Origin of the sequence: Erythrobacter sp. CCH5-A1 (assembly GCF_001557115.1) — a bacterium.
In the GTDB taxonomy this organism is placed as follows: domain Bacteria; phylum Pseudomonadota; class Alphaproteobacteria; order Sphingomonadales; family Sphingomonadaceae; genus Erythrobacter.
Map to the genome: position 1 here is coordinate 1 of NZ_LSKQ01000228.1, position 25,489 is coordinate 25,489.

29 protein-coding genes are annotated in these 25,489 nt (G+C 67.5%); 19 read left to right on the forward strand and 10 right to left on the reverse strand.

The genetic code is table 11. The features are described 5' to 3' along the window. The first annotated feature begins 299 nt into the window (after window positions 1-299). A complete protein-coding gene (parC, locus tag AX708_RS13545; RefSeq protein ID WP_066525657.1) occupies window positions 300-2,609 on the forward strand; it encodes a DNA topoisomerase IV subunit A in 2,310 nt (769 codons plus the stop codon). Here the strand turns inward: parC and AX708_RS13550 are convergent. The 7 genes from AX708_RS13550 to AX708_RS13580 form a co-directional block, all read right to left on the reverse strand. Further along, on the reverse strand, window positions 2,606-3,463 hold the full coding sequence (locus AX708_RS13550) for a phytanoyl-CoA dioxygenase family protein (protein WP_082745406.1): 858 nt from the start codon (window positions 3,461-3,463) through the stop codon (window positions 2,606-2,608). The genes parC and AX708_RS13550 overlap by 4 nt on opposite strands. A 100-nt stretch (window positions 3,464-3,563) precedes the next feature. Continuing rightward, complete coding sequence (locus AX708_RS13555; RefSeq protein WP_066525659.1) at window positions 3,564-4,091, reverse strand: hypothetical protein; 528 nt, start codon at window positions 4,089-4,091, stop codon at window positions 3,564-3,566. 194 nt (window positions 4,092-4,285) lie between these two features. Then, on the reverse strand, window positions 4,286-5,470 hold the full coding sequence (locus AX708_RS13560) for a CCA tRNA nucleotidyltransferase (RefSeq protein ID WP_066525660.1): 1,185 nt from the start codon (window positions 5,468-5,470) through the stop codon (window positions 4,286-4,288). Beyond that, window positions 5,460-6,068, reverse strand: a complete 609-nt coding sequence (locus tag AX708_RS13565) for a CoA pyrophosphatase (protein WP_066525663.1) — start codon at window positions 6,066-6,068, stop codon at window positions 5,460-5,462. The genes AX708_RS13560 and AX708_RS13565 overlap by 11 nt, the downstream gene beginning before the upstream one ends. Continuing rightward, window positions 6,065-6,619: a DUF1285 domain-containing protein gene (locus tag AX708_RS13570; RefSeq protein ID WP_066525665.1), complete on the reverse strand. Its 555-nt coding sequence runs from the start codon at window positions 6,617-6,619 to the stop codon at window positions 6,065-6,067. Before AX708_RS13570 ends, AX708_RS13565 begins: the two co-directional genes overlap by 4 nt. A gap of 71 nt (window positions 6,620-6,690) precedes the next feature. Further along, a complete protein-coding gene (locus tag AX708_RS13575; RefSeq protein ID WP_066525667.1) occupies window positions 6,691-7,236 on the reverse strand; it encodes a GNAT family N-acetyltransferase in 546 nt (181 codons plus the stop codon). Beyond that, window positions 7,233-8,390, reverse strand: coding sequence for a PQQ-dependent sugar dehydrogenase (locus AX708_RS13580; RefSeq protein ID WP_066525670.1), 1,158 nt, complete (start codon window positions 8,388-8,390; stop codon window positions 7,233-7,235). The genes AX708_RS13575 and AX708_RS13580 overlap by 4 nt, the downstream gene beginning before the upstream one ends. Between AX708_RS13580 and AX708_RS13585 the strand changes: the two genes are divergently transcribed. Both AX708_RS13585 and AX708_RS13590 read left to right on the forward strand, forming a co-directional pair. Next, window positions 8,389-9,012 (forward strand): ribonuclease HII, encoded by a 624-nt coding sequence (locus AX708_RS13585; RefSeq protein WP_066525671.1) that lies wholly within the window; start codon window positions 8,389-8,391, stop codon window positions 9,010-9,012. The two genes, AX708_RS13580 and AX708_RS13585, sit on opposite strands and share 2 nt — an antisense overlap. 196 nt (window positions 9,013-9,208) lie before the next feature. Next, window positions 9,209-10,372, forward strand: a complete 1,164-nt coding sequence (locus tag AX708_RS13590; RefSeq protein ID WP_067490245.1) for a site-specific DNA-methyltransferase — start codon at window positions 9,209-9,211, stop codon at window positions 10,370-10,372. Here the strand turns inward: AX708_RS13590 and AX708_RS20535 are convergent, their stop codons facing one another. Then, entirely contained in the window at window positions 10,373-10,540 is a 168-nt protein-coding gene (locus AX708_RS20535) for a hypothetical protein (protein WP_156443493.1), read from the reverse strand. Window positions 10,541-10,667: 127 nt separating this feature from the next. On the opposite strand from AX708_RS20535, the gene folP reads away from it, so the two are divergent. The 3 genes from folP to AX708_RS13605 all read left to right on the forward strand — a co-directional run bounded on the left by folP (window position 10,668) and on the right by AX708_RS13605 (window position 13,487). Beyond that, complete coding sequence (gene folP / locus AX708_RS13595) at window positions 10,668-11,780, forward strand: dihydropteroate synthase (protein ID WP_066532129.1); 1,113 nt, start codon at window positions 10,668-10,670, stop codon at window positions 11,778-11,780. Between the two features lie 71 nt (window positions 11,781-11,851). Further along, entirely contained in the window at window positions 11,852-13,000 is a 1,149-nt protein-coding gene (locus AX708_RS13600) for an alkaline phosphatase D family protein (protein WP_066532130.1), read from the forward strand. A 61-nt stretch (window positions 13,001-13,061) separates the two neighbouring features. Beyond that, entirely contained in the window at window positions 13,062-13,487 is a 426-nt protein-coding gene (locus AX708_RS13605) for a hypothetical protein (protein WP_066532132.1), read from the forward strand. A 4-nt stretch (window positions 13,488-13,491) separates the two neighbouring features. Here the strand turns inward: AX708_RS13605 and AX708_RS13610 are convergent, their stop codons facing one another. Further along, window positions 13,492-14,253, reverse strand: coding sequence for an SDR family NAD(P)-dependent oxidoreductase (locus AX708_RS13610; protein WP_066532139.1), 762 nt, complete (start codon window positions 14,251-14,253; stop codon window positions 13,492-13,494). A gap of 31 nt (window positions 14,254-14,284) precedes the next feature. Beyond that, window positions 14,285-15,721, reverse strand: coding sequence for a sigma-54 dependent transcriptional regulator (locus AX708_RS13615; protein WP_066532453.1), 1,437 nt, complete (start codon window positions 15,719-15,721; stop codon window positions 14,285-14,287). Window positions 15,722-16,020: 299 nt separating this feature from the next. Between AX708_RS13615 and AX708_RS21280 the strand changes: the two genes are divergently transcribed. The 13 genes from AX708_RS21280 (at window position 16,021) to AX708_RS13670 (ending at window position 25,242) form a co-directional block, all read left to right on the forward strand. Further along, window positions 16,021-16,143 (forward strand): hypothetical protein, encoded by a 123-nt coding sequence (locus AX708_RS21280; protein ID WP_255358006.1) that lies wholly within the window; start codon window positions 16,021-16,023, stop codon window positions 16,141-16,143. Window positions 16,144-16,155: 12 nt separating this feature from the next. Further along, on the forward strand, window positions 16,156-17,277 hold the full coding sequence (locus AX708_RS13620) for an NAD(P) transhydrogenase subunit alpha (RefSeq protein WP_066532141.1): 1,122 nt from the start codon (window positions 16,156-16,158) through the stop codon (window positions 17,275-17,277). After that, complete coding sequence (locus tag AX708_RS13625) at window positions 17,274-18,068, forward strand: hypothetical protein (RefSeq protein ID WP_067490248.1); 795 nt, start codon at window positions 17,274-17,276, stop codon at window positions 18,066-18,068. The genes AX708_RS13620 and AX708_RS13625 overlap by 4 nt, the downstream gene beginning before the upstream one ends. 81 nt (window positions 18,069-18,149) lie before the next feature. Further along, complete coding sequence (locus AX708_RS21380; protein ID WP_197426252.1) at window positions 18,150-18,308, forward strand: hypothetical protein; 159 nt, start codon at window positions 18,150-18,152, stop codon at window positions 18,306-18,308. A gap of 4 nt (window positions 18,309-18,312) precedes the next feature. Beyond that, the gene (locus AX708_RS13630; protein WP_066532148.1) at window positions 18,313-18,678 is read left to right on the forward strand and encodes a PH domain-containing protein; all 366 of its coding nucleotides are present in this window, start codon (window positions 18,313-18,315) and stop codon (window positions 18,676-18,678) included. Window positions 18,679-18,687: 9 nt separating this feature from the next. Continuing rightward, a complete protein-coding gene (locus AX708_RS13635; RefSeq protein WP_054117330.1) occupies window positions 18,688-18,969 on the forward strand; it encodes an NAD(P) transhydrogenase subunit alpha in 282 nt (93 codons plus the stop codon). Between the two features lie 4 nt (window positions 18,970-18,973). Beyond that, complete coding sequence (locus tag AX708_RS13640) at window positions 18,974-20,425, forward strand: NAD(P)(+) transhydrogenase (Re/Si-specific) subunit beta (RefSeq protein ID WP_066532154.1); 1,452 nt, start codon at window positions 18,974-18,976, stop codon at window positions 20,423-20,425. A 4-nt stretch (window positions 20,426-20,429) separates the two neighbouring features. Beyond that, window positions 20,430-20,810, forward strand: coding sequence for a cupin domain-containing protein (locus AX708_RS13645; protein ID WP_066532157.1), 381 nt, complete (start codon window positions 20,430-20,432; stop codon window positions 20,808-20,810). A gap of 35 nt (window positions 20,811-20,845) precedes the next feature. Continuing rightward, window positions 20,846-21,187, forward strand: a complete 342-nt coding sequence (locus AX708_RS13650) for a hypothetical protein (RefSeq protein WP_066532159.1) — start codon at window positions 20,846-20,848, stop codon at window positions 21,185-21,187. 61 nt (window positions 21,188-21,248) lie between these two features. Next, window positions 21,249-22,445, forward strand: a complete 1,197-nt coding sequence (locus AX708_RS13655) for a parallel beta-helix domain-containing protein (protein WP_066532162.1) — start codon at window positions 21,249-21,251, stop codon at window positions 22,443-22,445. Then, complete coding sequence (locus tag AX708_RS13660; protein ID WP_066532164.1) at window positions 22,442-23,458, forward strand: SO2930 family diheme c-type cytochrome; 1,017 nt, start codon at window positions 22,442-22,444, stop codon at window positions 23,456-23,458. The genes AX708_RS13655 and AX708_RS13660 overlap by 4 nt, the downstream gene beginning before the upstream one ends. Beyond that, entirely contained in the window at window positions 23,455-24,444 is a 990-nt protein-coding gene (locus AX708_RS13665) for an alpha/beta fold hydrolase (protein ID WP_082745692.1), read from the forward strand. The genes AX708_RS13660 and AX708_RS13665 overlap by 4 nt, the downstream gene beginning before the upstream one ends. 93 nt (window positions 24,445-24,537) lie before the next feature. After that, a complete protein-coding gene (locus tag AX708_RS13670; RefSeq protein ID WP_066532166.1) occupies window positions 24,538-25,242 on the forward strand; it encodes an aspartate/glutamate racemase family protein in 705 nt (234 codons plus the stop codon). The last annotated feature ends 247 nt before the right edge of the window (window positions 25,243-25,489 follow it).

A 25,489-nucleotide genomic window follows, 5' to 3' on the forward strand; every position in this document is an offset into this window, starting at 1 on the left:
CACCCTCACCGCCTGCAGCAAGCCGGCGCTCGACGATGGCGCAGCGGGCGGTGAGGGTGAGGGCAGTGATGGAAACGGCGCAAATCAGGGTCTTACGCATGGGTTCTCTCCTCGGTGAAGCTCAGCGGCACAGGTGCGACTCGCCGCCCTTGCCCCAGTTTCGCCGCAATCATGCCTTATTTTCGCCATAATCCAACCGCAATTTCGCCACATTCTTGCCGCAATCGCCGTGCGCGCGAAATTCGCAACCCTGTGGAAACCCCTCTCCCTCGCTGCGACGCGGGTTGTTATGGGAGGTCATGGCCGCGCCTCCCACCACCGATACGCCTGACGACGGTTTCGACGCGATCGTCGATGCGCCCTTCGATGCCGCGCTGTCCGAGCGCTATCTGGTCTATGCGCTCTCGACGATCACGGCGCGCTCGCTCCCGGACCTGCGTGACGGGTTGAAACCGGTCCACCGCCGCCTGCTGTGGGCGATGCGCCAGCTGAAGCTCAACCCGAACGATGCCTTCAAGAAATCAGCACGCGTCGTGGGCGACGTGATCGGCAAGTATCATCCGCATGGCGACGCTTCGGTCTATGACGCGATGGTGCGCCTCGCGCAGGATTTCAGCCTTCGCTATCCCCTGGTCGAAGGGCAGGGGAATTTCGGCAATGTCGACGGCGATAACGCCGCCGCCTACCGCTACACCGAAGCCCGCCTGACCCGCACGGCGCTGGAACTGATGGCGGGCCTTGACGAAGGCACTGTCGATTTCCTCCCCACCTACAACGGCGAGGAGATCGAGCCCGAGATCTTCCCCGGCCTGTTCCCCAATCTGCTGGCGAACGGCGCGAGCGGGATTGCGGTGGGGATGGCGACGAGCATCCCCAGCCACAATGTCGCCGAGATCATCGACGCGACGCTCGACCTGATCGAGAACCCGGCCATCACCCACGAACAGCTGATGGAGAAGTTTCGCGGCCCCGATTTCGCCACCGGCGGCCAGGTGATCGACAGCCCGGCGGTGATCGCCGAGGCCTATCGCACCGGGCGCGGCGCCTTCCGCCTGCGCGGCCGCTTCCTTGCGCCCGAAGCCAAGGACGAGGTCGACATCGCGCAGGGAATCGAGCGGCTCGGCGGAGGCCAGTGGCAGCTGGTCATCTCGGAAATCCCCTATCAGGTACCCAAGTCCAAGCTGATCGAGCAGATCGCGCAGCTGATCGCCGACAGGAAGCTGCCGATCCTCGAGGATGTGCGCGACGAGAGCGACGAGGCGATCCGTATCGTGCTCGTCCCCAAGAGCCGCAATGTCGATCCCGAGCTCCTGAAGGAGAGCCTGTTCAAGCTCACCGACCTCGAGACCCGCTTTGGCCTCAACCTCAACGTCCTCGACGCGCGGCCCGGGTTCGGGCGCACGCCGATGGTGATGGGGCTGAAGGAGCTGCTCGAAAGCTGGACCTTCGCCCAGATCGACATCCTGCAGCGCCGCGCGAAGCACCGGCTCGAGAAGATCGCCGACCGGCTGGAACTGGTGCGCGGCTACATCATCGCCTTCCTCAACCTGGACCGGGTGATCGAGATCATCCGCACCGAGGACGAGCCCAAGCCGGTGATGATCGCGGAATTCGACCTCACCGACCGGCAGGCCGAGGCGATCCTCAACATGCGGCTGCGCTCCTTGCGCAAGCTCGAGGAAATGCAGCTCAGGAAGGAACAGGACGAACTGCTGGCCGAGCAGGCTGAGCTTACGGCGCTGCTGGACGATCCCAAGAAGCAGAAGCGCAAGCTGACCAAGGATCTCAAGGCTCTGCGCAAGGCCTATGCCGAGGACACGCCGCTTGGGCGCCGCCGCACGCTGATCGCCGAGGCCGCGCCCACGGCCGTGTTCAGCATGGACGCGATGATCGAGAAGGCGCCGGTGACGGTGATCCTCTCGCAGAAGGGCTGGATCCGCGCGGCGAGCGGGCATGTGCCCCTGGATCAGGAGTTCAAGTACAAGGAGGGTGACGGCCTCGCCTTCATCCTCCACGCGCAGACCACCGACAAGCTGCTGCTCGCCGCCTCCGACGGGCGCTTCTTCACTCTGGGCTGCGACAAGCTCCCCGGCGCGCGCGGCTTCGGCGAGCCGGTGCGCACGATGATCGACCTCGAGAGCGAGGCCAGTGTCTGCGCGCTGATGGTGCACAGGCCCGGGGGCCGCCTGCTGCTCGCTTCGAGCCACGGCAAGGGCTTCGTCGCCGAGATGAACGAACTGCTCGCCGAGACCCGCAAGGGCCGGCAGGTGGTGAACCTCAAGGACGGGGCGAAGCTCACCGTGATCCGCCCGATCGGCGAGGGCCACGATCATGTTGCGGTGGTGGGCGAGAACCGCAAGCTGGTGGTCTTCAACCTCGAGGAACTGCCGGTCATGTCGCGCGGGCAGGGCGTGCAGCTGCAACGCTACCGCGACGGGGGAATGTCGGACGCGACCACCTTCGTGCTCGCCGAGGGGCTCAGCTGGCAGATGGGTGGATCGGGCGAGCGCACCCGCACCGAGACCGAGATCCGCATGTGGAAGGTCGCGCGCGGCGCGGCCGGGCGGATGCCGCCGCAGGGCTTCCCAAAGAAAAACCGCTTCGACTAGGCCGGAGCTCTCACGGCCGTCGGCATCGCATATCGCGCGGGCTGCGGGCGCACCGGCGTATCGTGCACCTCGCGCAGCACCTCGACCACGCTTCGGTGCCGGTCGCCCGGTGCCGGGTCGGCAAAGCCCGGCACAAAGCACGGAGCGTCGGGGCAAAGCGCCGCGCGATAGCGCTGTGCTGCGAACAGGATCCGCTGTCGCTGCGCGATGTATTCGGGGGGATAGAGCGCCTCGGCCTCAGCCAGCGCCACCGACAGGAACTCGAGGTAGATCACCCGGCGGCGCGTCCCGGCGGTCATCGCGCTGGAGGAATGGGCGGTCAGCATGTCATGGACGATCGCATCGCCCGCGCGGACGGGCACCTCGATGGCGGCCTGCTGCGCGAGGGCCTCGATCGGTTCGTCGCTGAGGTGGCTGCCCGGCACCAAGCGCAGCGCCCCCTGGCCCGCGAGCGAATCGTCAAGATAGACGCCCAGAGTGCAGGCCGGGCCGCTGCGGCGATGGGGCATGTCGATGTGCCACAGCACCGGCAGGCCATCGCCCGGATGCTTGATGACGGCGAATTCCTGCACCGGAAAGAAATCGGGCCCGCAGATGGCCGCGACCGTCTCCATCAGCGCGGGCACGGCCAGCAGTTCGAGCAGCGCCGGGTCGCCCCAATCGAGCAGGACATCGCAATTGGTCACAACCGGCCCCGCCGGCGAAGGCATGACCAGACGTCGCTCGTGCGGCTCGGGGACCATCAGCCTGTCGAGGAAGGCACCCACACGGGCAAGCGTATCGGCCGGCACCGCGCCCGGCAGATGGGCAAAGCCCACTTCCCCAAAGGACCTGCGCCCCGCTTCCCCCGTCATGGGGTAAGGATCGGGGCGCCGGTGCTGCAAGTCAACCGAAACCCTGCTGCCATGCGGCGATGCGGCCGGGCGGATCGTGCCGCCCGGCCGCCGGTTGGGCTTACTTGCCGCCCGTGGGCGCGCTGCCCTTGGCACTCGCCGCCGCTGCGGCGATCTGTTCCTTGCTGTAGAGCACCGTCAGCTGGCCTTGCGGGTTCACCGCGAAGTGCTCCTTCCTCATCGGGAAGGTGCCTTCGGGCGCGATCAGTTCGATGCTGTCGCCTGCAAGGTCGACCTTGCCGAGCTTGCCCGCATCGCGCCCGCCGACGGTGACCACCGCGGCGCCCTGCACCAGCGCGGCGTCGCGCTTGGCATTGGCCTCGGCGATGCGCTCGTCCATCATGGTGTCGACCTGTGCCTTGGTGGCGCCCACGGTCTTGCCCTTCTCGCCATCGCCGATCATGTTCACGGGCACCGGGGCCTTGTGCTTGCCGGTATCGATCACGACCACCTGATCGTTGACCTCGGCAACGGTGCCGACGGCATTGCCGTCAGAGCCGTAGACCGTGGCGCCTACCTCCTGCGCCGAAGCGGCGGCAGGGGTGATGGCGAGGGCGCCGGCAAGAGCTGCGAGCTTGAGGGTTTTCATCGTTCAACTCCCTTGTTCCTGAGCCGGAGGGTTGCTGTGCCAAAAAGGGAGGCGGCACGTCCGGACTGGGCGCGGGCGAGGGGCACCCGCAGGAGCAAGGCTAACCTGTGTCCGACAAGTAAGACAATTGCGGCAGAGGCTGTGCGCCCGGCATCCGTCCCGGAAATCGCCCCGATAGCGGCAGGCCGAGCCGCTCAGGGGGCGGCGCGCGCGAGCTCTTCGGCGAGGATCGCCTCGATCCGCGTGGCCCCGGGGAAGCCCTCGGCGACCCAGCGCGCCTCGACCGCCTGGAGGACTCGCGCGACGGCAGGCCCCGCGGTCACACCGCGCGCGACGATCGCGCCGCCCTTCAAGGGGAAGACGGGCACGCTCCAGCCCTCCAGCACCCGCGCATCGCCGCCGCCCAGCAGCAGCCGGTCGGTGGCGACTGGCGGAGTCAGACGGTAGGCAAGCGCCGTGGGGTTCGCGCTGTCATCGGGCTTGCGTTCGGCGGCGGCGACGAGGCGGCCGCGCTGCGCCTTCGAGAGCCTGAGGCGCGCGGCGACGGTCTCGGCGATTTCGGGGCTCGGCGGGAGCAGGGCTGCGAGGCGGCGGACGGGATCGGGGGCGATGCCTTGCGCGGTCTCGGCAGCGATCAGCTTGCCGAGGAGGGCGACCTGCGGCGGACAGGCTTCGGGCAGGATCACCGGCAGCAGGCCGCGCGCGCGCATCCGGGCGACGGTTGCGTGCGGATTGGGCAGGCCGAGCAACGCGAGCAGCTCGCTCGCGATCCGCTCGCGGCTCAAACCCTTCAGCGTGTGCGCGAGCTCGGCGCAGGCGTCCTCCGCCCCCTCGTCCAGCTCTGCGCCGAAGCGAGTCTGGAAGCGGTAGTAGCGCAGGATGCGCAAGTGATCCTCGGCGATCCGCTGGCGCGCGTCGCCGATGAAGCGCACCCGGCGCGCTTCCAGATCGGCGAGCCCGCCGAAGTAATCGGCGATCTCCAGCGTCTCGGGGTGGGCATAGAGCGCGTTGATGGTGAAATCGCGCCGCGCCGCGTCCTCGGCCCAGTCCGAGGCGAAGACGATGGTGGCGCGGCGGCCATCGGTGGCGACATCGCGCCTGAGGGTCGTGACCTCGACGGGCCCATCCTTGAGGATTGCGGTGACGGTGCCGTGGTCGATCCCCGTAGGCACGGTGCGGATGCCAGCGCGGCCGCAGGCGGCGATGACCTCGGCGGGCATCAGCTTCGTCGCGCAGTCGACATCGGCGACCGCCACCCCCAGCAAGCCGTCGCGCACCGCCCCGCCGACCCAGCGGATGTTCTCGGCGCCGAGCGCCCGCGTCAGCGCCGCGAGGCCTTCGCGCCGGGTCCAATCGGCCTGCGAAAGGTCACGCAGCATCGCGCAATGCCTCGAGCGAGATGCGGCGCGAGAGGTTGGCGATGATCGCCGCTGTCACGCCCCAGATGCGGAAGCTCTGCCAGTCGAGCTCGAGATAGCGGCGGTTGGCCCCGCGCCAGAACACTTCGTTGGTGGTCCAGCTGGCGGGATCGAGCAGCAGGGCGAGCGGCGCCTCGAACCACGCCTCGACCTCCTGCGGGTTGGGCACCAGCGGCAGGCCGGGGGGCACCACGCCCACCACCGGCGTCACCAGAAAGCCGGTGCCGGTGTGGTAAACGTCGCTGGTGCCGATCACCCGCACCGCAGAGCGGGGCAGGGCAAGCTCCTCCTCGGCTTCGCGCAGCGCGGCGGTGACCGCATCCTCGCCCGGATCGAGCTTGCCGCCGGGGAAGGCGACCTGCCCGGGATGATCGCGCATCGCGCGCGGACGCTGGGTGAGGATTACCTGCGGATCACGCGGCACATCGGTGATCGCGATCAGCACCGCAGCGGGTGTGGCGCGGCCATTTTTGGCGAAATGCGCATCGCTCAGAAGGTCGGGAATGTCGCGTGCATGGCCCTCGGCGAAGGCGCGGGCGAGGGGATCGAAGAGGCTCATGGCAGCAGGCGGAAGGCTTCGCCCCGGCTGGTGACCTGCCAGCCGTTGTCCTCCGCCCCCTCGGCCAGCGCGATCTCGGCAAGCTGCGCCCAGGTCGAGCGGTTGAGCCGCGCCTCGCACCCGCGCCGCACGTGGAGATAGAGCGCGGGCTCCTCCGCCGTGCCCGCCGCGCGCAAGGGCTGGCCGGGGCCGGCGATCACCAGCTCGTCGGTGTTGGTGCGGAACACCAGCGCATCGTCCTTGCGCACGCAATCGGTGGCGATGAAGGCCGCATCCTCGACCTCGATCGCGAGCTTCTCGACCGGGGTGACCAGCCAGTGATGGCCCGCATCGTCGCGGGTGAGCAGACTCGCAAAGGCGCGCACCATCGCCTCGCGCCGGATCACCCCGCCCTCGTGGAACCACGTCCCGTCGGCGGCGATCACCATGTGGCTCTCGCCGATCTTCCCGGGCGACCACTGTTCGACCGGCGGGAGCTGGCGCGCTTCGACCAGCGCGGCGATCTCGGCGAGGCTCAGGCCGGCAAGGTGCGGAGGCGGATCGTAAGGCATGGCGGGAAGGGGATGGCAGATGGGGCGGGGAAGGTGAACCCCTCATTCGTCATTACGGGCGAGGCCGGAGGTCAGCCCTCCCACGGCCCCAGCATGCCCTCGGACGGCATCGCGGCGAGGCCGTGGCCGCGCGCGAGCAGGCGGTCCTGTTCGTAGGGCCCGGGGCAGCGCCAGCCGCCGGTCATCGCCGCGGAGAAGCCCCAGCGGCCGTAGTATGATAGATCGCCGATCAAGACCTGGGGCAGCGCACGACCGCCGTTCGCCGCCAGACGCGCATCCTCGGCGAGCATCGCGCTCATTAGGCCCACACCAAAACCCTCGCCTTGCCGCTCGGGGACCACGGCAACCGGCCCGACCATCACCAGCGGCACCTGCCCCTGTTTGGTCTGCAAGCCCACCGGCCAGCACTGGACCGTCGCCACCAGCAGGTCATTCTCATCGAGCGCGGCGAGGCTCAACCCCGGCAGCCACGCCATCCCTTCGCGGATGCGATAGGCGGTCCGCGCATGGCGGTCCGGCCCGAAGGCGCGGTCGAGCACTTCCTCGATCATGGCGGGATCGACCGCCTCGAGCGGGATGATCGTCGCGCTGCCAGCAGCGCGGGGGCTTGCGCTCATTTTGCGGTGAGCTTGAGCAGCCGCGCGCCCTTGCCGTCCTGCGCCACCCAGATCGCCCCGTCGGGGCCCTGGGCGATGGCGCGCAGGCGCGAATCGAATTCGTGGCGGGCGACTTCGCGCGCCTTGTCGCCTTGAATCGCGACATCGACCAGCGCCTGCGTGGCAAGGCCGGTGATCAGCGCATGGCCCTTCCACGCCGGGAACTGGTCCCCGGTGTAGATCACCATGCCGCCCGGTGCGATCACCGGGTTCCAGCTCAGCGCGGGCTGGGCGAAACCGTCCGACGGTTCGTGGTCGGGGATCGGGTCGCCGTTGTAGTGCTCGCCGTTCGAGCGGATCGGCCAGCCGTAATTGGCGCCCGGCGTGACAAGGTTCAATTCATCGCCCCCCGCCGGGCCGTGCTCGACTTCCCACAACCGGCCTTGCCCATCCCACGCCATGCCGAGGATGTTGCGGTGGCCATAGGACCAGATCTCGGCGGTGACGCCGCCCTTCTCGGCCATCGGGTTGCCAGCAGCCGGGGTGCCGTCGAGGTTGAGGCGCACGATCTTGCCGAGCGTCGTGGCGGTGTCCTGCGCGGGCTGCATCTTCTGCCGCTCGCCGCTGGCGACGTAGAGATAGTTGCCGTCGGGCGAGAAGAGGAGGCGATGCGAATAGTGGCCGCGCCCGGTCACTTTGGGGGTCTGGCGCCAGATCACCGACAGGCCTTCGATCGCGCAGCTGGTGGGGGCCGAGCAGACGAGCTTGCCCTTGCCCACCGCCGCTCCACGCGTGTCGCCTTCGCCGGCCTCGGCCCAGCTCAGGTAGATCGTGCGGGTGCCGAGTTTGTCCGAGGCCTCGGCCGGCAGGAAGGCGATGTCGCCGAGCCCGCCCTGGCCGCCGTAATCGACCTTGGGCGCGCCGGAGACGGTCGCGGTTGCTCCCGTCTTGGTGTCGATCAGCTTCACAGTGCCCGCCTTCTCGGTGACGAACAGCGTCGCCGTTCCGGGCGCGAAGGCCATTGCCCAGGGCTCCTCGAAGCCCGCGACATCGGTAACCTTGAACGCCTCTCCGGCAGGCGCGGCGGCGCTTTCCCCGGTTTGCGCATTGGCGCAGCTTGCCAGCATCAGTGCGGGCGTCGAAAGAGCGGCGAGCAAACGGGCAGAACGGATCATGCTTGGGGTCACTCCGGAATTGATCGCCTCGGGACAGCCGTTGGTGATCGGCGTCGACGAGGCAGGGCGCGGGCCGCTCGCCGGGCCGGTGGTGGCCGCGGCGGTGGTTCTGGGCGCGGCGATACCTGCGGGGCTCGACGATTCCAAGCGCCTTTCGTCCGCCCGCCGCGCGCGGCTCGACGAAGCGATCCGGCAAGGCTGCGGCTGGGCGGTCGCGGTGGTGGAGCCGGAGGAGATCGACCGGCTCAACATCTTCATGGCGACCATGCACGCGATGACCCGCGCGGTCGGCGCGCTGACCGCGGCGCTCGGGCGCGGGCCGCAGGAGGTCCTGATCGACGGCAACATGACTCCGCAGGGCCGCTGCGCCGAATGGTGCTGGCCCGCGCGCGCGATCGTCGGCGGGGACGGGATCGAGCCCGCCATTTCGGCCGCCTCGATCATCGCCAAGGAGTGGCGCGACCGGATGATGCTGGAAGCCGCCGCCGCACACCCGCATTACGGCTGGGAGCGCAACAAGGGCTACGGCACGGCTGAGCACATGGAAGCGCTGCGCCTGCACGGGCCGAGCCCGCTCCACCGCATGAGCTTCGCGCCGGTGTCGCAGCTGGTGCTGATCTAATTCGCCTTAGGGCGCAGGTGAGTCCTCCCCGCCACACCCCCACATCCGGAGTCCCGTGCGGCCTTGCGGACTCAACATCTTGTGCCGGACTCGTTTCGTTCCGCCCGCGCGCGTCGCCCGGTCACAATCGTCACACAAAATTAGAGGCTTGACGCGGACTCTTCAAAGACTCATGCCTGTGGATAAGTTCCCACACATGACAGGCGAGGGCCCCGTGGCTGGCGTGATAGAAAAGGTGAAGTCGCGTGCGAAAAGCGTTGAAAAAACGCTCGAAACCGCGCGTGCGCTCGATCTGCCGCTGGGCCGGATCCTGCCCGGTGACTGCATCGAAGCGATGCGCTCGCTGCCGACGGCGAGCGTCGACCTCGTCTTCGCCGACCCGCCCTACAACCTGCAACTGGGCGGCGATCTCAACCGTCCCGACGGCAGTCATGTCGATGCGGTCACCGACCACTGGGACCAGTTCGATTCCATGGCCGCCTACGACAAATTCACCCGCGAATGGCTGGCAGAGGCGCGCCGGGTGCTCAAGCCCGATGGCGCCTTGTGGGTGATCGGCAGCTATCACAACATCTTTCGCGTCGGCGCGATCCTGCAGGACCTCGGCTTCTGGATCCTCAACGACATCGTCTGGCGCAAGACCAATCCGATGCCCAATTTCAAGGGCACCCGCTTCACCAACGCGCACGAGACGCTGATCTGGGCGAGCATGGGGGAGAAGGCGCGCTACCATTTCAACTACCGCGCGATGAAGACCCTCAATGACGAGCTCCAGATGCGTTCCGACTGGGTGCTGCCGATCTGTTCGGGCGGGGAACGGCTCAAGGAAAACGGCAGGAAGGCGCACCCCACCCAGAAGCCCGAAGCGCTGCTCTACCGCGTGCTGCTGGCGACCACCGAGAAGGGCGACGTGGTGCTCGATCCCTTCTTCGGCACCGGCACGACCGGCGCGGTCGCGAAAAGGCTGGGGCGCGAGTGGATCGGCTGCGAGCGCGAGGATTTCTATCGCGAGGTCGCGACCAAACGCATCGACCGCGAGCTGCCCTTGGATGAAAGCGCGCTCACCACGATGCAGTCCCCCCGCACCGCGCCCAAGGTGGCCTTCGGCGCGGTGGTGGAGGCGGGGCTGATCCCGCCCGGCGCACAGGTGTTCGACAGGAAGCGGCGCTTCATCGCCACCGTGCGCACCGATGGCAGCCTCGAATGCCAGGGCAAGACCGGCTCGATCCACGGGCTTGGCAAGGAGGTGCAAGGCGCGCCGTCGTGCAACGGCTGGGCCTTCTGGCACTACGAGAAGGGGGGCGAGGTGCAGCCGATCGACGCGGCACGCCAGCTCTACCTGCTCGCCGCCGAGGATTGATCAGAACAGCTTGATCAGCAGCAGCACTACGAGGAAGAAGCCCACCCACATGGCATAGGTGATGCGCCGCCCGCTGCGGCGACGCTCGTCGCGGTCGTCGCGATTGCTCTCGCGAATGTCATTCCCGAGCGACAGGGCGTCGAACACCAGTTCCATCAGTGCAAACATAGAGCAGGGCCTCCTTTGAAGCTGAGATACCGGCGGAGGGGTTAGAAAAGCGTGAAAGACCAAGGGGCTGACGATAATCGGCACGCCTGCGTTGTCCGCCCCGCCGTGCGCCTGCTAGACGGACGGCATGGCTGACTCCGTCTATATCCACCCGCTCACCCTCGTCTCCGGCCCGCAAGCGGTGGAGGGCGCGGCGGTGCGGCTCGGGGGCTCGATGGCCTATGCCCGCGAATTCGCGCTGGTGCTGCGCGATGGCCGCGAGGTCGAAGAGCGGATCACCGGCACGCCCGCCGAGATCGAAGCGGCGCTCGCGCGCCTTTCGGGCTCTCTCGCGGACGAGGCCCAAGCGCAATGGGCCAACCTTGCCAAGGCACACGCGCCCTTGCAGCTCGGGCAGCGCACCGTCCGGCTCGACCAGCCGCAGGTGATGGGGATCCTCAACACCACCCCCGACAGCTTCTCCGATGGCGGCCAGCACGACAACATCGAAGCCGGGCGCGCCCACGCGGCCGCCATGCTCGAGGCGGGCGCGGCGATCATCGACATCGGCGGAGAGAGCACGCGGCCGGGCGCTGCCGCCACCTTCGAGGACGAGGAAATCCGCCGCGTCGTTCCCGCAATCGAATATTGCGCGGGCATGGGCGCCGCGATCAGCCTCGACAGCCGCCGCGCGGGCGTGCTGGCGGCGGGGCTGGCGGCGGGCGCGCATATGGCCAACGACGTCTCGGCGCTGCGTTACGACCCGCGTTCGAAAGAGGTCATTGCCACCGAGGGCTGTCCGGTGGTGCTGATGCACGCGCCGGGCGCAGGCGAGGACCTCCACAAGGGCCCGGGCTATGTCGACGTGGTGAGCGAGGTGTTCGATTTCCTCCACCACGCCCGCGCCTCGGCCATCGCTGCCGGGATCGCCGAAGACCGCATCATCCTCGACCCAGGCATCGGCTTCGGCAAGTCGCTCGCCGAGAACCTCGCTCTCATCAATGCGCTGCCGCTGTTCCACGCATTGGGCAGCCCGCTGATGCTGGGGGTGAGCCGCAAGCGGATGATCGGGGCGCTGTCTCGCGAGGAGGAGGCGGCCCAGCGCCTCGCCGGATCGCTCGCGCTGGCGCTCAAGGGAATGGAGGCGGGCGTCCAACTGTTGCGCGTCCACGATGTCTTCGAGACGGTGCAGGCGCGGAACGTGTGGCGTGGGCTCAAGGACGCCGCGCTCACCGACTGCAGCACCCTCCCGCCGTTGTGAGGCCCTGCCACGGTTCTGTCACGGGCCGCGGCCAGAAGCCTTTTGCAAACACAGAAAATCCGGAGACTTCGATGCGCCTCGCCCTGCTTTCTGCTGCCGCCCTACTTGGCCTTGCCGCACCGGCGCTCGGCCAGACCCCCGAGGCCGTCGCGGTCACCCCCGACCAGCTGCTTTCGCCTTATTACGAGGCGCTCAAGGCCAAGATCGAGCTGCCGGTCGCCGGGCCCAATCCGGCGCTTTCTCCGGCGACGACGCTCACCCGCATCGCGGTCGGCAGCTGCAATCACCAGAACGCTTCGCAGCACATGTGGGCGCAGATCGCTGCGGCCAACCCGCAGCTGTTCCTGATGATCGGCGACAATGTCTATGGCGATGCCGGATGGGATGGCGACGCGGGGCTCGATTCGCTGCGGCGTGCCTATGCCCTGCAGGCCTCGCACCCCGAATTTGCCGCTTTCCGCTCCAAGGTGTCGATGCAGGCGGTGTGGGACGATCATGACTTCGGCCTCAACGATGCGGGCGCAAGCTTCCCCTTCCGCCGCTGGTCCGAGACGCTGTTCGAAACCTTCTGGGGTTCGTCCGAGGCAGTGAAGGCGCGCCCGGGGGTCTATGAAAGCACCATCACCGGGCCGGAGGGCAAGCGCGTGCAGGTGATCCTGCTCGACACGCGCTTCTTCCGCTCGGACCTGAAGCGCACTGGCTGGACCAAGGACCGCCCGCCGCTGGGCGGCTATCTGCCCGATGCGGGCGCGGACAAGACCGTGCTGGGCGACGCGCAATGGGCGTGGCTGGCACAGGAATTGGCAAAGCCGGCTGACTTGCGCATCGTGGTCTCCTCGACCCAGGTGCTGACCACCGCGCACCAGTTCGAGGGCTGGACCAATTTCCCCGCCGAGCGCACCCGGCTGCTCGACCTCCTCGGCAAGCGCGAAGCGAGCGGGCTGGTGCTGCTCTCGGGCGATCGCCACGCGGCCGGGATCTACAAGGTCGATCACGGCGGCGAGACGATCTGGGAGCTTACCAGTTCCTCGCTGAACCTCGCCTTCGGGGACGATATCGAACGCAGCAGCGCGCGCGAGCCGGACGCGGCGCGGGTCGGCAAGTTCTTTCCGATCGAGAATTACGGCCTTGTTGATATCGACTGGAAGGCGAAGGCCGTGACCGTCAGCCTCAAGGGCAATACCAGCGCCACCCTCGCGAGCCAGACCTTCGGGTGGTGATGCCCCTTGCCGGGCGGGGCGCCGTGTGCAACGCTTTGGGAAATAACGGGGGAGAGGGACAATGATGCTTCGCAAGACCACGCTCGCAGCGATGGCCACAATTCTGGCAGGCGGCGCGGTCCTGCCCGCGGCGGCGCAGAATGCGACCGACATTTTCGGCAACCCGATCGTGAGCGGCAAGGACCTCGAAAAGCTGATCGAGAAGGCACAGGCCCACCCGCTCGGCAGCAAGGAGAACCCGGTGCGCGCCGACATGCCCGGCGGGCAGCGTGCCTATCTGAACCGGTTGCGCTGCGCCAACGGGCAGCCTCCGGCCTTCGTCCGGGTCGGCAATTTCGGGAGGGGGCCCTATGAGCGGATCATCGACGGCTACGAGGTGACCTGCAAGGGCAGCACGCCCGAAAAGGCGATGATCTTCATCGACATGTACCACCCCGGTCACAAGGAACCGGCGGCGGTCGAAGGCTTCACGATCGAGCCGGCGTAATCCCTCAGAGGGTGAAGCCGCCGTCCGACACCAGCACGTGGCCGGTGATGTTGGCGGCGGCGTCGGACAGCAGGTAGAGGATGCTGTCCGCCATCTCCTCTGAGGTGGCGAAGCGGCCCGAAGGGGTGGTCTTGGCCATCCGCGCGATGGTCGCCTCGCGGCCGATAGCGGCGACCGAGGCCTTGAAGTCCTCCCCGCTCTCCCAGATCGCGGTGTCGACACCGCCGGGCGCGATGGCGTTGACGCGGATGCCGGCGCGGGCGTTCTCCGCCGCCGCGATTCGGGCCATGTGAGCAACCGCCGCCTTGGAGACGCCGTAGGGTCCGATGCCGGGGACAGGCTTCAAGCCGGTGGTCGAGGCGGTGATGACCACGCTGCCGGTCTTGCCCGCCATCGCGCGCAGCGAGGTGGCGAGGGTCAGGAAGGCGCCGTCGAGATTGACCGCCATCACCCGCCGCCACTCGGCAAGGGTGAGGCTGGCGAGCGGGCCTCCGGCGCCGATCCCGGCGTTGACGATGGCATGATCGAGCCCGGCAAGGCGCGGCTCGAGGCTCTGCCACAGCGCCTCGTCGGCGACGCTGCCGGTGATGCGGTGGACCTCGCAGCCCGGCAGGTCGAGCGCGTCCATCCCGGCCGCGTCGACATCGACGAGCCACAGGCGGGCAGCTCCCCGCGCCGCAAGTGCCCTGGCGCAGGCCGCCCCGATCCCCGAGGCGGCACCCGTTACGAGCGCGGTGCGCCCGGTGAAGTCTTGAAGGTGTGTCATGCCGCGCCGCTAGGCTGGCGCGGGCTGCCGATCAAGCAGCGTTGTCGATCCCGAGGTCGGAGAGCTTGCGGTAGAGCGTCGAGCGCCCGATCCCGAGCCTGCGGGCCACCTCCGTCATCCGCCCGCGGTAGTGGCCGATGGCGAGGCGGATCACGTCGGCCTCGATCTCTTCCAATGGGCGCAGGTTGCCGTCGGAGGTGTAGAGCATGATGCCCACGCCCTCGTGGCTGCTGGCGGCGGTGGTGCTCCCTTGCTCGCCGAGCATCTCGGAGAGCTGGGGGAAGCTGTCGGCGGTGAGCGAGTTGCCCTCGCAATAGACCGCGGCGCGAAACAGCACCGATTGCAGCTGGCGGACATTGCCCGGCCAGTCATAGGCTGCGAGCAGGGCGAGCGCGCTGTCGCTCACCGAGAGGTGGTTGAGGCCTGGCTGCTCGCCGATGCGGGCGAGGAAGTGGCGGGTGAGCGCGGGGATATCGCCGGTGCGCTCGCGCAGGGGCGGCAGAACGATGCGGGTCGCGCCGAGCCGGGCGGCTAGGCCAGCGTCGAACTGCCCGGCTTCGACCATCCGGTCGAGCCCGACATTGCTGGTGACCAGCAGGCGCACGTCGACGCGGAAGCCGTAGGTCGCGCCCACGGGGCGGATGATACCGGTCTCGAGCGCCTCGGCGAGGCGCTGCTGGAGCGCCGGGGTGAGCCGGTCGATCTCGTCGAGGATCAGCGTGCCGGCATCGCAATGCTGGAAGGCGCCGATCTGGCGGTCGAACGCGCCCGGGAAGCTGCCGGGTTCGTGGCCGAACAGCACCGAATCGATCGAGCCGGGGGGGACGCTCGCGAGGTTGATGATGCGGAAGGCTTCCTTGGCGCGCGGGGAGGCGCCGTGCATGGCGCGCATCAGCATTTCCTTGCCGGTGCCGCTTTCGCCTTCGATCAGCACATGGCCATGCCCGCGCGCGGCCTTGGCGGCCTGGGCGAGCGCGGCGCGGAAGCTGGGCGCGGTGCCGATCATCGCGTCGAAATCGAGATGGGCGGCCATCTTCTCGGTCAGCGGCGCAAGCTCGTCGCGCGGGACATCGCGGGTGGTGACGCTGCGCAGCGCCTCCATCAGCCGGTCGGGAGAGACGGGCTTCACCAGATAGTCCGAAGCGCCCGCGCGCATCGCCTCCACCGCCAGCAGCGGCGAGGCGCTGGTGGTGAGCATCAGGATCGGGAGCGCGGGGCGTCGGGATTTCAATTCGGCGATCAGCGCGCAGGCATCGTCACCCGGCACCCACTGGTCGAGCAGGATCGCGGAGAGCTGCATCCCCTCGCGCGTGCCGAGCATCGCGATCGCGGTTTCGGCATCGGGGGCGACGATCGTGCGCCAGCCATCGCGCGCGGCGATCGCGGTGATGAGGCGGCCCTGCGCGGGCTCGTCGTCGATGAGCATGACGATCCGCGCGTCATCCTGTGCCTGGGGAAGGCAATCCATCTCTGCCATTTGCTTGCCGTTCGGCTCCCTCGCTCGGCCGGAACAAGGTCCGGCTCCGACATCGTCGCGCCGTGATAACCATGAGGGGTAAAAACCCGATTAAGACTGTGCCGCTGCGGGACAGGTTGGTGCAGGCGTCGACAATGGCGCGGGGGCGGGTGCTCTCACTAAAGGTGACTTGAGTAGCGCGCGCGGCTCCGATACGGGAACGCCACGGGCAACACGCCCCGCTTTTTTCGCAACCATCCGGCAACCAATTGCCCGGCCGGGCGTTGGGCGGCTCAAGGGGAAGAGACATCATGAGTGTTCACGACATGGAAAAGGCTACGGCCACCTACGAAGGCTTCATGGCCACGTTGAAATGGGCCGTCCCGGTGATCGCGGTGATCACCTTCGCTGTCGTCGCCGCGATCGCCAGCTAAGCGCGCGCCCACGTGAAAATCGCCATCCTGACAGAGCGCGCCTCGGGCGAGACGCGCGTCGCCGCCACGCCGGAAACGGTGAAGAAGTTTGCCGCGCTCGGCTGCACGGTTGCGGTGGAGGCGGGGGCCGGAGTGATCGCCTCGATCACCGACGCCGCCTATGCCGAGGCCGGCGCCGAGGTTGGCGATGCCGCGGTGACGGTCAAGGATGCGGACATCGTGCTCGGCATTCAGGCGCCCGATGTGGCGCTGCTGGCGGGCGCGAAGCCGGGGGCGATGGTGGCGGCGCTGTTCGATCCCTTCACCGCGCGCGAGCGGGTCGAAGCCTATGCTGCAGCGGGCTTTGAGGCCCTCTCCATGGAGTTCATGCCGCGCATCACCCGCGCGCAATCGATGGACGTGCTGTCCTCGCAGTCGAACCTCGCTGGCTACAAGGCGGTGCTGGCGGCGGCGGATGCCTATGGCCGCGCCTTCCCGATGATGATGACCGCGGCCGGCACGGTGCAGGCCGCGCGCGTCTTCATCATGGGCGTGGGGGTTGCTGGCCTTCAGGCAATCGCCACCGCCCGGCGCCTCGGCGCGCAGGTCTCGGCGACCGACGTGCGCAGCGCCACCAAGGAGCAGATCCAGTCGCTCGGCGCCAAGCCGATCTTCGTCGAGAACGTCGCGGGGATCGAGGGCGAGGGCTCGGGCGGCTATGCGACCGAGATGAGCGAGGAATACCAGAAGGCGCAGGCCGAACTGGTGAGCGGTCACATCGCCAAGCAGGACATCGTCATCACCACCGCGCTGATCCCGGGCCGCGCCGCCCCGCGCCTCATCACCGACGCGCAGATCGCGACGATGAAGCCGGGGAGCGTGATCTTCGACCTTGCGGTCGCCCAAGGAGGCAACGTCGAAGGCTCGGTGGCGGACGAGACCGTGGTCAAGCACGGCGTCACCATCATCGGCTACTCGAACACCCCCGCGCAGCTCCCCGCCGACGCCTCGGCGCTGTTCGCGCGCAACCACTACAATTTCCTCAGCGCCTTCTGGGACAAGGAAGCGGGCAAGCCGGTGCTCGACGAGGAAATCGGCAATGCGATCCGCCTGACTCAGGGCGGCAAGGTCGTGAACGAAAGGCTGCTGGGGTGAAGCGTGCTGCGGCGGGCTTGATCGCGACAATCGGTTGTGTGCTGGCGGGGCAGAATGCCGCGTCCGCGCAGTCGGCGGCGCCCTTGCCGCGCATCGTTTCGATCCCCTGGGTGGTCACGAGCAGCGCAGAACCGCTCGTCAATACGCCCTTCGCCAAGAACACGCGCGTTGAAATCGGCAAGGCGACACCGGTCGACCCCTTGAGGCTGGCCCGGGATATTCCGGGGCGGGGCAAGCGGGAGACGATACCGGCCGGCACTACCTTTGCCCCGGCGAACCGGGCGAAGAACGTCATTTGCGAGACCGAGCGTAGGCGCAAGATGGCATCGATCAGGTGCCTTGCGGACTCCAACGGCGACGGCGCGTTCGACAAGGTCGGCGTCACCGCCCAGAATGGCGGCGACTACTATTCCTCGACTTCCTATGGCTACATCATCGGTCGCTTCCCCGTCGCGGAATGGGAGGACGTGCGCGCGGCTGTTCCGAAGGATGCCTTCCAGCCCGTAACCGATCTTGCGCCGATCAAGTTCGAGCTGGTGATCTACACCGGGGGACTTTTGTTCAGCGAGTTGATCTTCAACCTTTGCGCCCCCCGCGCCGAGGGGCGTTCGGTCCTCGGGTTTCCCAACAATGCCGACTATTGCTTCGGCCAGACCAGGATTCCGATGTCCGGCAAGATGCCGCAGACCGCCCGGTTTGCGGGCGGCACCCTCAGCGTGACGTCTTACGACAAGGAGGCGGGCACCGGAACGATTTCATACACTGGCATGAGGGTGGGGGAGATCCTGTGAACCGCACGCACCTGCCTGACTGGATAATCGCCGGATGTGCCGACGAACGATCCGATCCTGACAGCTACCTGGAAGGCTAACATGGACTTCATCTCAAATCCCGGGATCCTCGTGCTGGCCTGCCTTGTGGGCCATTACGTCGTCTGGTCGTTGATCCCGGCATTGTCCGACGCGCGCGTGGCCGTCTGGCTCCACGCGCCTGCGGCTGGTCCCGCGCCCCGTGCCTGCGAGGATTACTAGAGCGATGGGCCTGATCAACGCCACCGTCTGGGACGCCGCGGACGCTGCCGATGATCTCGGCTATGCGCTCGGGCGCGGCGAGGCGGTGCGCTTTGCCTTCAAGATGGTGCGCGATTCGATCATCTTCACCGACCGGCGGATCATGATCACCGACATCCAGGGGCTGACCGGTTCCAAGCGGCGCTACCTGTCGATCCCCTATCGCGCGATCACCACCTTCGCGCTCGAGAGCGCGGGGCACTTCGATCTCGATACCGAACTCACCATCACCGTCTCGGGCAGCGAACCCATTGCCTTGAACCTCAGCCGCGGGGCCGACGTGCCGGGGCTGGTGACGCTGCTGACCGAATATCTTGCGCCGGGCAAATAGGGGCAAACCATGGACTTCATCTCAATTCTCAGCATCTTCGTGCTGGCCTGCTTCGTGGGCTATTACGTCGTCTGGTCGGTGACCCCGGCGCTGCATACCCCGCTGATGGCGGTGACCAATGCGATCTCCTCGGTGATCATCGTCGGCGCGCTGATTGCTGCGGCCGAGGCCGAGAACCCGGTGGCGAAATATCTCGCGCTGGCGGGCGTGGTGATGGCCAGCATCAACATCTTCGGGGGCTTTGCCGTGACCGAGCGCATGCTGGCGATGTACAAGAAGAAGGAGAAGTAAGCTCATGACCTTCTCCATCCTTTCGGCGGCTGCTCACGGCGGCGGCACCCCGGCCTGGGCGATGCTCGCCTATCTCGTCGCGGGCGTGTTCTTCATCCTCGCGCTGCGCGGCCTTTCGAGCCCGGCAACCTCGCGCACCGGTAACCGCAACGGCATGATCGGCATGGCGCTCGCCGTGGGCACGACGCTGGTGATGCACGGCACCAACCTCGTCGAGATCGGGACCGCGATTGCCATCGGCGCGGTGCTCGGCGTCACCATCGCGCGGCGCATCGCCATGACCGCGATGCCCGAACTGGTGGCGGGCTTCCACAGCCTCGTCGGCTTGGCCGCGGTGGTGGTGGGCCTTGCCGCATGGCTCAACCCCGCCGCCTTCGGGATCACCGATGCCGCGGGCCAGATCATGGCGGTGAGCCGGGTCGAACTCGGCCTCGGCATCGCCATTGGGGCGATCACCTTCTCGGGTTCGGTCATCGCCTTCATGAAGCTCTCGGGCCGGATGAGCGGTTCGCCGATCATGCTGCCGGGGCGGCATGTCATCAACTTGGGGATGCTCGCCGCGATCCTTGTGTTGATCGGGCTTTACACCGTCTCGCCGGTCGGCGGGGCGGGCGAGGGCTGGATGGTGATCGCCATCACCGTGCTGGCCTTTGCCATCGGCTTCCTGCTGATCATCCCGATCGGCGGCGCTGACATGCCGGTCGTGGTATCGATGCTGAACAGCTACTCGGGCTGGGCCGCGGCGGCGATGGGCTTCACGCTCGGCAACTCGGCGATGATCATCACCGGGGCGCTGGTCGGCTCCTCGGGGGCGATCCTCAGCTACATCATGTGCCGCGCGATGAACCGCAGCTTCATCAGCGTGATCGCGGGCGGATTCGGTGCCGATGCAGGCGCGGGTGCGGCCGGAGGCGCGCGCGAGCAGCGGCCCTACAAGCAGGGCAGCGCCGAGGACGCGGCCTACATGCTCGAACAGGCCGAGAAGGTCATCATCATCCCCGGCTACGGGATGGCGGTCGCGCAGGCCCAGCATGCCCTTCGAGAAATGGGCGACAAGCTCAAGGAAAAGGGCGTGGAGGTGAAGTATGCGATCCACCCCGTCGCGGGCCGCATGCCGGGGCACATGAACGTGCTCCTCGCCGAAGCCAGCGTGCCCTATGACGAGGTGTTCGAACTGGAGGACATCAACTCCGAGTTCGCGCAGGCCGACGTCGCCTTCATCATCGGCGCCAACGACGTGGTGAACCCGGCCGCCAAGACCGACAAGTCCTCGCCGATCTACGGCATGCCGGTGTTCGATGTCGACAAGGCCAAGCAGGTGTTCTTCATCAAGCGCTCGATGGGCGGGGTGGGCTATGCCGGGGTCGATAACGACGTGTTCTACATGAACCAGACCGTCATGCTGCTCGCCGACGCGAAGAAGATGGTCGAGGAAATCGTCAAGTCGCTCGATTGACGGGATGAGGCGCGCGCTTTCCTGTCTCGCCGCGTCGCCGTTGCTGCTGGGCGCGTCGGATGCGCCCTTGCCGACCGCTCTCGACGCAGGCTGGCAGGGCAGGCGCGTGTGCGAACTGCTGTTCGACAACGCCGAGATGCGGGCCTTGCGATGCACCTTTCCTCCCGGCGTGGGACATGAACGGCATTCCCACCCGCGCCATTGGGGCTATATCGAACAGGGCGGCACCATGCGGATCACCACCGCTGCGGGAACCGCCGAGAGAGTGCTTGCATCGGGCAGCACGTGGTGGAGCGATGGCGTCGCCTGGCACGAAGCCGTGAACATCGGCGAGACGACGGCAGTCTATGTTATCGTCGAGCCGAAAGACCGCGACCCGGGCTGATGCGCTTACGGCTTTGAAGAGAGATCGGGACGAACATGCGCAAGCTGATCATTGGCCTGTTGCTGGTGCTGCTGCTGGCAGGCGGGGCGGTCTATACCGGCCTCGCCAACCCGCTGGTGGAGATGCAGGTCAAGGGCGCGCTGGTTGAGTCCGGCATCGGCGAGAAGCGTGCGGCCTGCATGGCCGAGCGGATGGTCGATCGGCTGACCATCGCCCAGCTGTGGAAACTGCGCCAGGGCATGGCCGCGCGGGAAGGCGAGCCCGAGGAAGGTTACGGCCTCGGCGAACTGGTCAAGCGCCTGCGCCGCGTGGACGATGGCGGGGCGGTTGCGGTGCTCACCACTTCGGCCGGGCTGTGCGCGATCGGGCTTGGATAGCGCCTGACGCTTGCCTTTCCTGCCTCGCTTGCGCCACAAGGCAAGGCGGAGGGAGAACAACATGAACCGACTGGCATTCGCCGCCGCGCTGCTTTCGACAGCCGCGCCGCTCGCCGCCGAAACGCACCGGGTCACGCCCGGCGAGGGCGCGGGCACACGCCTGCAGGAGGCGCTGATTCTCGCCGCGCCCGGCGACGTGATCGAACTGGGCGAAGGACGTTTCACGCTCACCGACGGCCTCAGCCTGGATGTCGACGGCGTCACGGTGCGCGGGGCGGGGATGGACAAGACCGTGCTCGATTTCACCGCGCAGGAAGGCAGCGGCGAAGGGCTGCTGGTCACCTCCGACAACGTCACCTTGCGCGATTTCGCGGTCGAGAACCCCAAGGGCGACGGCATCAAGTCCAAGGGCGCGGACATGATCGTCTACTCCGGCATCCGTGTCGAATGGACCGGCGGCCCCAAGGCCACCAACGGCGCTTACGGCATCTACCCGGTCGAGAGCACGGGTGTGCTCGTCACCAATTCCAAGGTCTCGGGCGCGTCCGATGCCGGGATTTACGTGGGCCAGAGCCGCGACATCACGGTGAGCGAGAATGTCGTCACCTACAACGTCGCCGGGATCGAGATCGAGAACAGCCGCAATGCGCTGGTCGAAAACAACATCGCCAGCCGCAACACAGGCGGGCTGCTGGTGTTCGACCTGCCGGGCCTCCCCGTCATGGGCGGGGGCAACGTAATCCTGCGCGAGAACATCGTCGCCGACAACGATACCCCCAATTTTGCGCCGCCGGGCAATATCGTCGCGAGTGTCCGGCGCGGCACCGGCGTGCTGGTGATGGCGAATGACGGCGTGCTGATCGAGGACAACGCCTTCGAGAACAATCCGACCGCGCATGTCATGGTGATCGCCTATGTCCAGAAGTTCGACGATCCGCGCTACAACCCCTATGCGAGGAACGTGATCGTCGGCCCCAACGCCTTCGGGCGCGGCGGGGACGATCCGCAACTCGATGGCAAGGAGCAGCTGCTCGGGGCCTTCGGCGGGGCGCTGCCGCCGGTGCTGTGGGACGGGATCGAGGAGGACGGCAATGGCCTCAAGATCGCCGAGGGCGTGACCGGCTGGACCCTCAACCTCAAGAAACCAGGGCAGTCAATTGCCGAGGCCCAGCCCGGGCCGCTGATGCTGACCCCGCTCGAATCCTGGGAATTCCCCGAGGTCGGCGCACCTGCGGCGCTGGAGGTGCGGCTGAAGTGAAGTGGCCCGCGGCTCTCCTTACGCTTTCGCTGGTCACGCTCGGCGGCGCGATGGCCGACGCGCGCCTCGCCGCGCCGCCCGTCGCGGATGGGGCGATCACGAGCGCCGCCTTTCCCGCGAAGCTGTCCGACTTCGGCTTCTTCGCCGATGGCGCACGGCAGGTGCCCAACACCGGCGTCCACCCTTATGCGCTCGGCACCCCGCTGTGGTCGGACGGGGCGGAGAAGCTGCGCTTCATCTACCTGCCGCAGGGCACGCAGCTCATCGCCGACGGCGAGGGCCTGCTGCAATTCCCCGTCGGCGCCGCGATCCTCAAGACCTTCGCCTTCGGTGAGGGCAAGGACCGGCGCCTGATCGAGACCCGCGTTCTGCTGCACCGCGCCGATGGCTGGGTGGCGCTCCCCTATCGCTGGAACGCCGAGCAAACCGACGCGACGCTGGCCATCGCAGGCGGGCGGATCGATCTCGTCACCCCGGCGGGGGAGGCGATTTCCTACGCCATCCCCAACAAGAACCAGTGCAAGACCTGCCATTCGATCGACAACAAGGTTGTCCCCATCGGGCCCAAGACGCGCAATCTTTCGGTCAGGTGGCTGGGTGACATGCTGAAGGCGGGCAAGCTCGACCGCCTGCCGCCGGGCGCGGCGACCATGCCGGTGTGGGCGGGCTACACCGCCAAGAGCCCGGCCGAGCCCTTCGCCCGCGCCTATCTCGATGTGAACTGCGCCCATTGCCATCAGCCGGGCGGGGGTGCGTCCAATTCCGGGCTCGACCTGCGCTGGGAACAGCGCGACCCTCACGCCTTCGGCATCGGCAAGCGCCCGGTCGCGGCCGGGCGCGGGGCGGGGGAGTACGAGTTCTCCATCGTTGCCGGACATCCCGACCAATCGATCCTGCTCTACCGCATGGCTAGCGCCGCGCCCGGAATCGCCATGCCCGAACTCGGCAAGGCGAGCGTCGACAAGCAGGGGGTCGCGGTGGTGCGGCGCTGGATTGCGGAGATGCCCGAGTGATCAAGTGGGCCCTGCGCGGGGTGCTGGCGCTGGTCGGGCTGCTGGTCGTCGCCTTCCTGATCGTGCGCACGCCCGATACCGATCCGGCCGCTATGCGCGCGAAATATGGCGCACCGCCCTCGCAATTCGTGGCGATCAACGGCGGCGTGACGGTGCACCTGCGCGACGAGGGCCCGCGTGACGCGCCCGTGATCATGCTCCTTCACGGTTCCAACGCGGACCTTCACACCTGGGAGCCGTGGGTGCAGGCGCTCAAGGGCCGGTATCGTGTGATCCGCTTCGATCAGGTCGGCCACGGCCTCACCGGCCCCGACCCACGCGAAGACTACTCCACCACCAATTTCGTCGCCGACATCGACGAAGTGGCCGACAAGCTGGGACTCAAGACCTTCGTCCTCGGCGGCAACTCGATGGGCGCCAAGCATGCGCTCGCCTTCGCGATTGCCCATCCCGAGCGGCTCTCCGGCCTCGTGCTGGTCGACGGCAGCGGCGGCCCGATGCTGAAGATTGCCCGCTTGGAGAAGGACGATAAGGACAGCGGCAATGTCGGCTTCGCCATCGCCCGGATGCCGGGGGTCAACCGCATCGCCGAGCAGATCACCCCGCGCTCGCTGATCGCGCAGAGCCTCGAGCAGACGGTATCGGTCAAGAGCATCGTGACCCCGGCGATGATCGACCGCTATTGGGAGCTGCTGCGCTATCCCGGCAATCGCCGCGCGACGCTGGCGCGCTTCAGCATGCCCTATGACCCGCTCGCCGAGGCCGACATTTCCAGGTTCAACACCCCGACCCTGATCCTGTGGGGCGAGGAGGACCGGATCATCCCGGTCGAGGCGGGGCGATGGCTGGCGAAGACGCTGCCGCAGAACACCTTGCGCACCTATCCCAAGGTCGGCCACCTGCCGCAGGAAGAGGCCCCGGCAGCGACGCTCGCCGATCTCGAACCGTGGCTCGCGCAGCACGCTCCTGCACCAAAGCAGCCGTGATTCTGCATCCCGGCATGTGACCACTGGACGCGAGGCCGCCCCGCGCCCTAGAGCTTTCCGTACCTGCACACTGACGAATGGGGACACGGGCCGTTGCGCAAACTCGGGATCATCGGCGGCATGAGCTGGGTGTCGACCGCCACCTATTACGACCGGATCAACCGCATCGTCCAGAAGCGCGCCGCGCCGATGGCGAGCGCGCCGCTGCTGATCGAAAGCCTCGATTTCTGCCAGCTCTACGCGCTCACCGCCGAACGCGACTGGCAGCGCGCGGCGAGCGTGCTCATCGAAAGCGCGCGGCGGCTCGAAGGGGCCGGGGCCGAGGGGCTTGTCATCGGCGCCAATTCGATGCACCGGCTTTATGACGACGTGGCCGCCTCGGTGAATATCCCGATCCTCCACATCGCCGAGTATGTCGGCCTTGCCATGAAGCGCGCAGGGAAGACCAGCGCGGCCCTGCTGGGCACCCGCAACGTCATGACCGAGAGCTTCTATCGCAAGCGCCTCGTCGCGCACGGGATCGACCTGCTGCCGCCCAACCTCGCGTATGTCGAGATGCTCGACCGGATCATCTATGACGAGTTGATGGTCGGCAAGGTCACCCGTGAGGCGGAGCGGACCCTGAAGACGATCATCACCAACACCGAACAGGAAGGCGCGGCTGCGGTGGTGCTGGCCTGCACCGAGCTCGACCTCGTGGTCGACATCGACGCCAATGTCCTGCCGATCTTCGATTCCACCCGCATCCACTGCGAGGCGGCGGCGAATTGGATCCTCGAGCAGGAAGGTGTCTATTAGCCTTCGTTTCGTCCGCCTGAGCGGGCGCTCTGCCGCAATGCGGCGTTGCATGGGGTGCAAGCAGATAACGTTCCCACTATCTGCGCCCCCGGATTTTGTCACGGAAACGTAACGGCATCATCCGGGTCTTCGGGTCGCACCGACAGGCCCTTGGGGCCGCTCTCCTCCCCCCCAATCACCGGAGGGCGGCCCCATATTTCTCCCCAGATTTGCGGGCGCCAAGCGTTTGATTTTCTTCGCACATCGC

What these genes read in the sequence shown, in the direction of transcription:
- AX708_RS21380 (WP_197426252.1), top strand. Translation starts at nt 18,150, where the DNA reads ATGGACTTCATCTCAAATCCCGGGATCCTCGTGCTGGCCTGCCTTGTG.
- AX708_RS13585 (WP_066525671.1), top strand. Translation starts at nt 8,389, where the DNA reads ATGCTTGGGGTCACTCCGGAATTGATCGCCTCGGGACAGCCGTTGGTG.
- AX708_RS13555 (WP_066525659.1), bottom strand. Translation starts at nt 4,091, where the DNA reads ATGAAAACCCTCAAGCTCGCAGCTCTTGCCGGCGCCCTCGCCATCACC.
- AX708_RS13610 (WP_066532139.1), bottom strand. Translation starts at nt 14,253, where the DNA reads ATGACACACCTTCAAGACTTCACCGGGCGCACCGCGCTCGTAACGGGT.
- AX708_RS13645 (WP_066532157.1), top strand. Translation starts at nt 20,430, where the DNA reads ATGAGGCGCGCGCTTTCCTGTCTCGCCGCGTCGCCGTTGCTGCTGGGC.
- AX708_RS20535 (WP_156443493.1), bottom strand. Translation starts at nt 10,540, where the DNA reads ATGTTTGCACTGATGGAACTGGTGTTCGACGCCCTGTCGCTCGGGAAT.
- AX708_RS13560 (WP_066525660.1), bottom strand. Translation starts at nt 5,470, where the DNA reads ATGCTGCGTGACCTTTCGCAGGCCGATTGGACCCGGCGCGAAGGCCTC.
- AX708_RS13655 (WP_066532162.1), top strand. Translation starts at nt 21,249, where the DNA reads ATGAACCGACTGGCATTCGCCGCCGCGCTGCTTTCGACAGCCGCGCCG.
- AX708_RS21280 (WP_255358006.1), top strand. Translation starts at nt 16,021, where the DNA reads ATGAGTGTTCACGACATGGAAAAGGCTACGGCCACCTACGAAGGCTTC.
- AX708_RS13635 (WP_054117330.1), top strand. Translation starts at nt 18,688, where the DNA reads ATGGACTTCATCTCAATTCTCAGCATCTTCGTGCTGGCCTGCTTCGTG.
- AX708_RS13630 (WP_066532148.1), top strand. Translation starts at nt 18,313, where the DNA reads ATGGGCCTGATCAACGCCACCGTCTGGGACGCCGCGGACGCTGCCGAT.
- AX708_RS13565 (WP_066525663.1), bottom strand. Translation starts at nt 6,068, where the DNA reads ATGAGCCTCTTCGATCCCCTCGCCCGCGCCTTCGCCGAGGGCCATGCA.
- AX708_RS13600 (WP_066532130.1), top strand. Translation starts at nt 11,852, where the DNA reads ATGCGCCTCGCCCTGCTTTCTGCTGCCGCCCTACTTGGCCTTGCCGCA.
- folP (WP_066532129.1), top strand. Translation starts at nt 10,668, where the DNA reads ATGGCTGACTCCGTCTATATCCACCCGCTCACCCTCGTCTCCGGCCCG.
- AX708_RS13575 (WP_066525667.1), bottom strand. Translation starts at nt 7,236, where the DNA reads ATGAGCGCAAGCCCCCGCGCTGCTGGCAGCGCGACGATCATCCCGCTC.
- AX708_RS13550 (WP_082745406.1), bottom strand. Translation starts at nt 3,463, where the DNA reads ATGACGGGGGAAGCGGGGCGCAGGTCCTTTGGGGAAGTGGGCTTTGCC.
- parC (WP_066525657.1), top strand. Translation starts at nt 300, where the DNA reads ATGGCCGCGCCTCCCACCACCGATACGCCTGACGACGGTTTCGACGCG.
- AX708_RS13640 (WP_066532154.1), top strand. Translation starts at nt 18,974, where the DNA reads ATGACCTTCTCCATCCTTTCGGCGGCTGCTCACGGCGGCGGCACCCCG.
- AX708_RS13570 (WP_066525665.1), bottom strand. Translation starts at nt 6,619, where the DNA reads ATGCCTTACGATCCGCCTCCGCACCTTGCCGGCCTGAGCCTCGCCGAG.
- AX708_RS13605 (WP_066532132.1), top strand. Translation starts at nt 13,062, where the DNA reads ATGATGCTTCGCAAGACCACGCTCGCAGCGATGGCCACAATTCTGGCA.
- AX708_RS13580 (WP_066525670.1), bottom strand. Translation starts at nt 8,390, where the DNA reads ATGATCCGTTCTGCCCGTTTGCTCGCCGCTCTTTCGACGCCCGCACTG.
- AX708_RS13615 (WP_066532453.1), bottom strand. Translation starts at nt 15,721, where the DNA reads ATGGATTGCCTTCCCCAGGCACAGGATGACGCGCGGATCGTCATGCTC.
- AX708_RS13650 (WP_066532159.1), top strand. Translation starts at nt 20,846, where the DNA reads ATGCGCAAGCTGATCATTGGCCTGTTGCTGGTGCTGCTGCTGGCAGGC.
- AX708_RS13590 (WP_067490245.1), top strand. Translation starts at nt 9,209, where the DNA reads ATGACAGGCGAGGGCCCCGTGGCTGGCGTGATAGAAAAGGTGAAGTCG.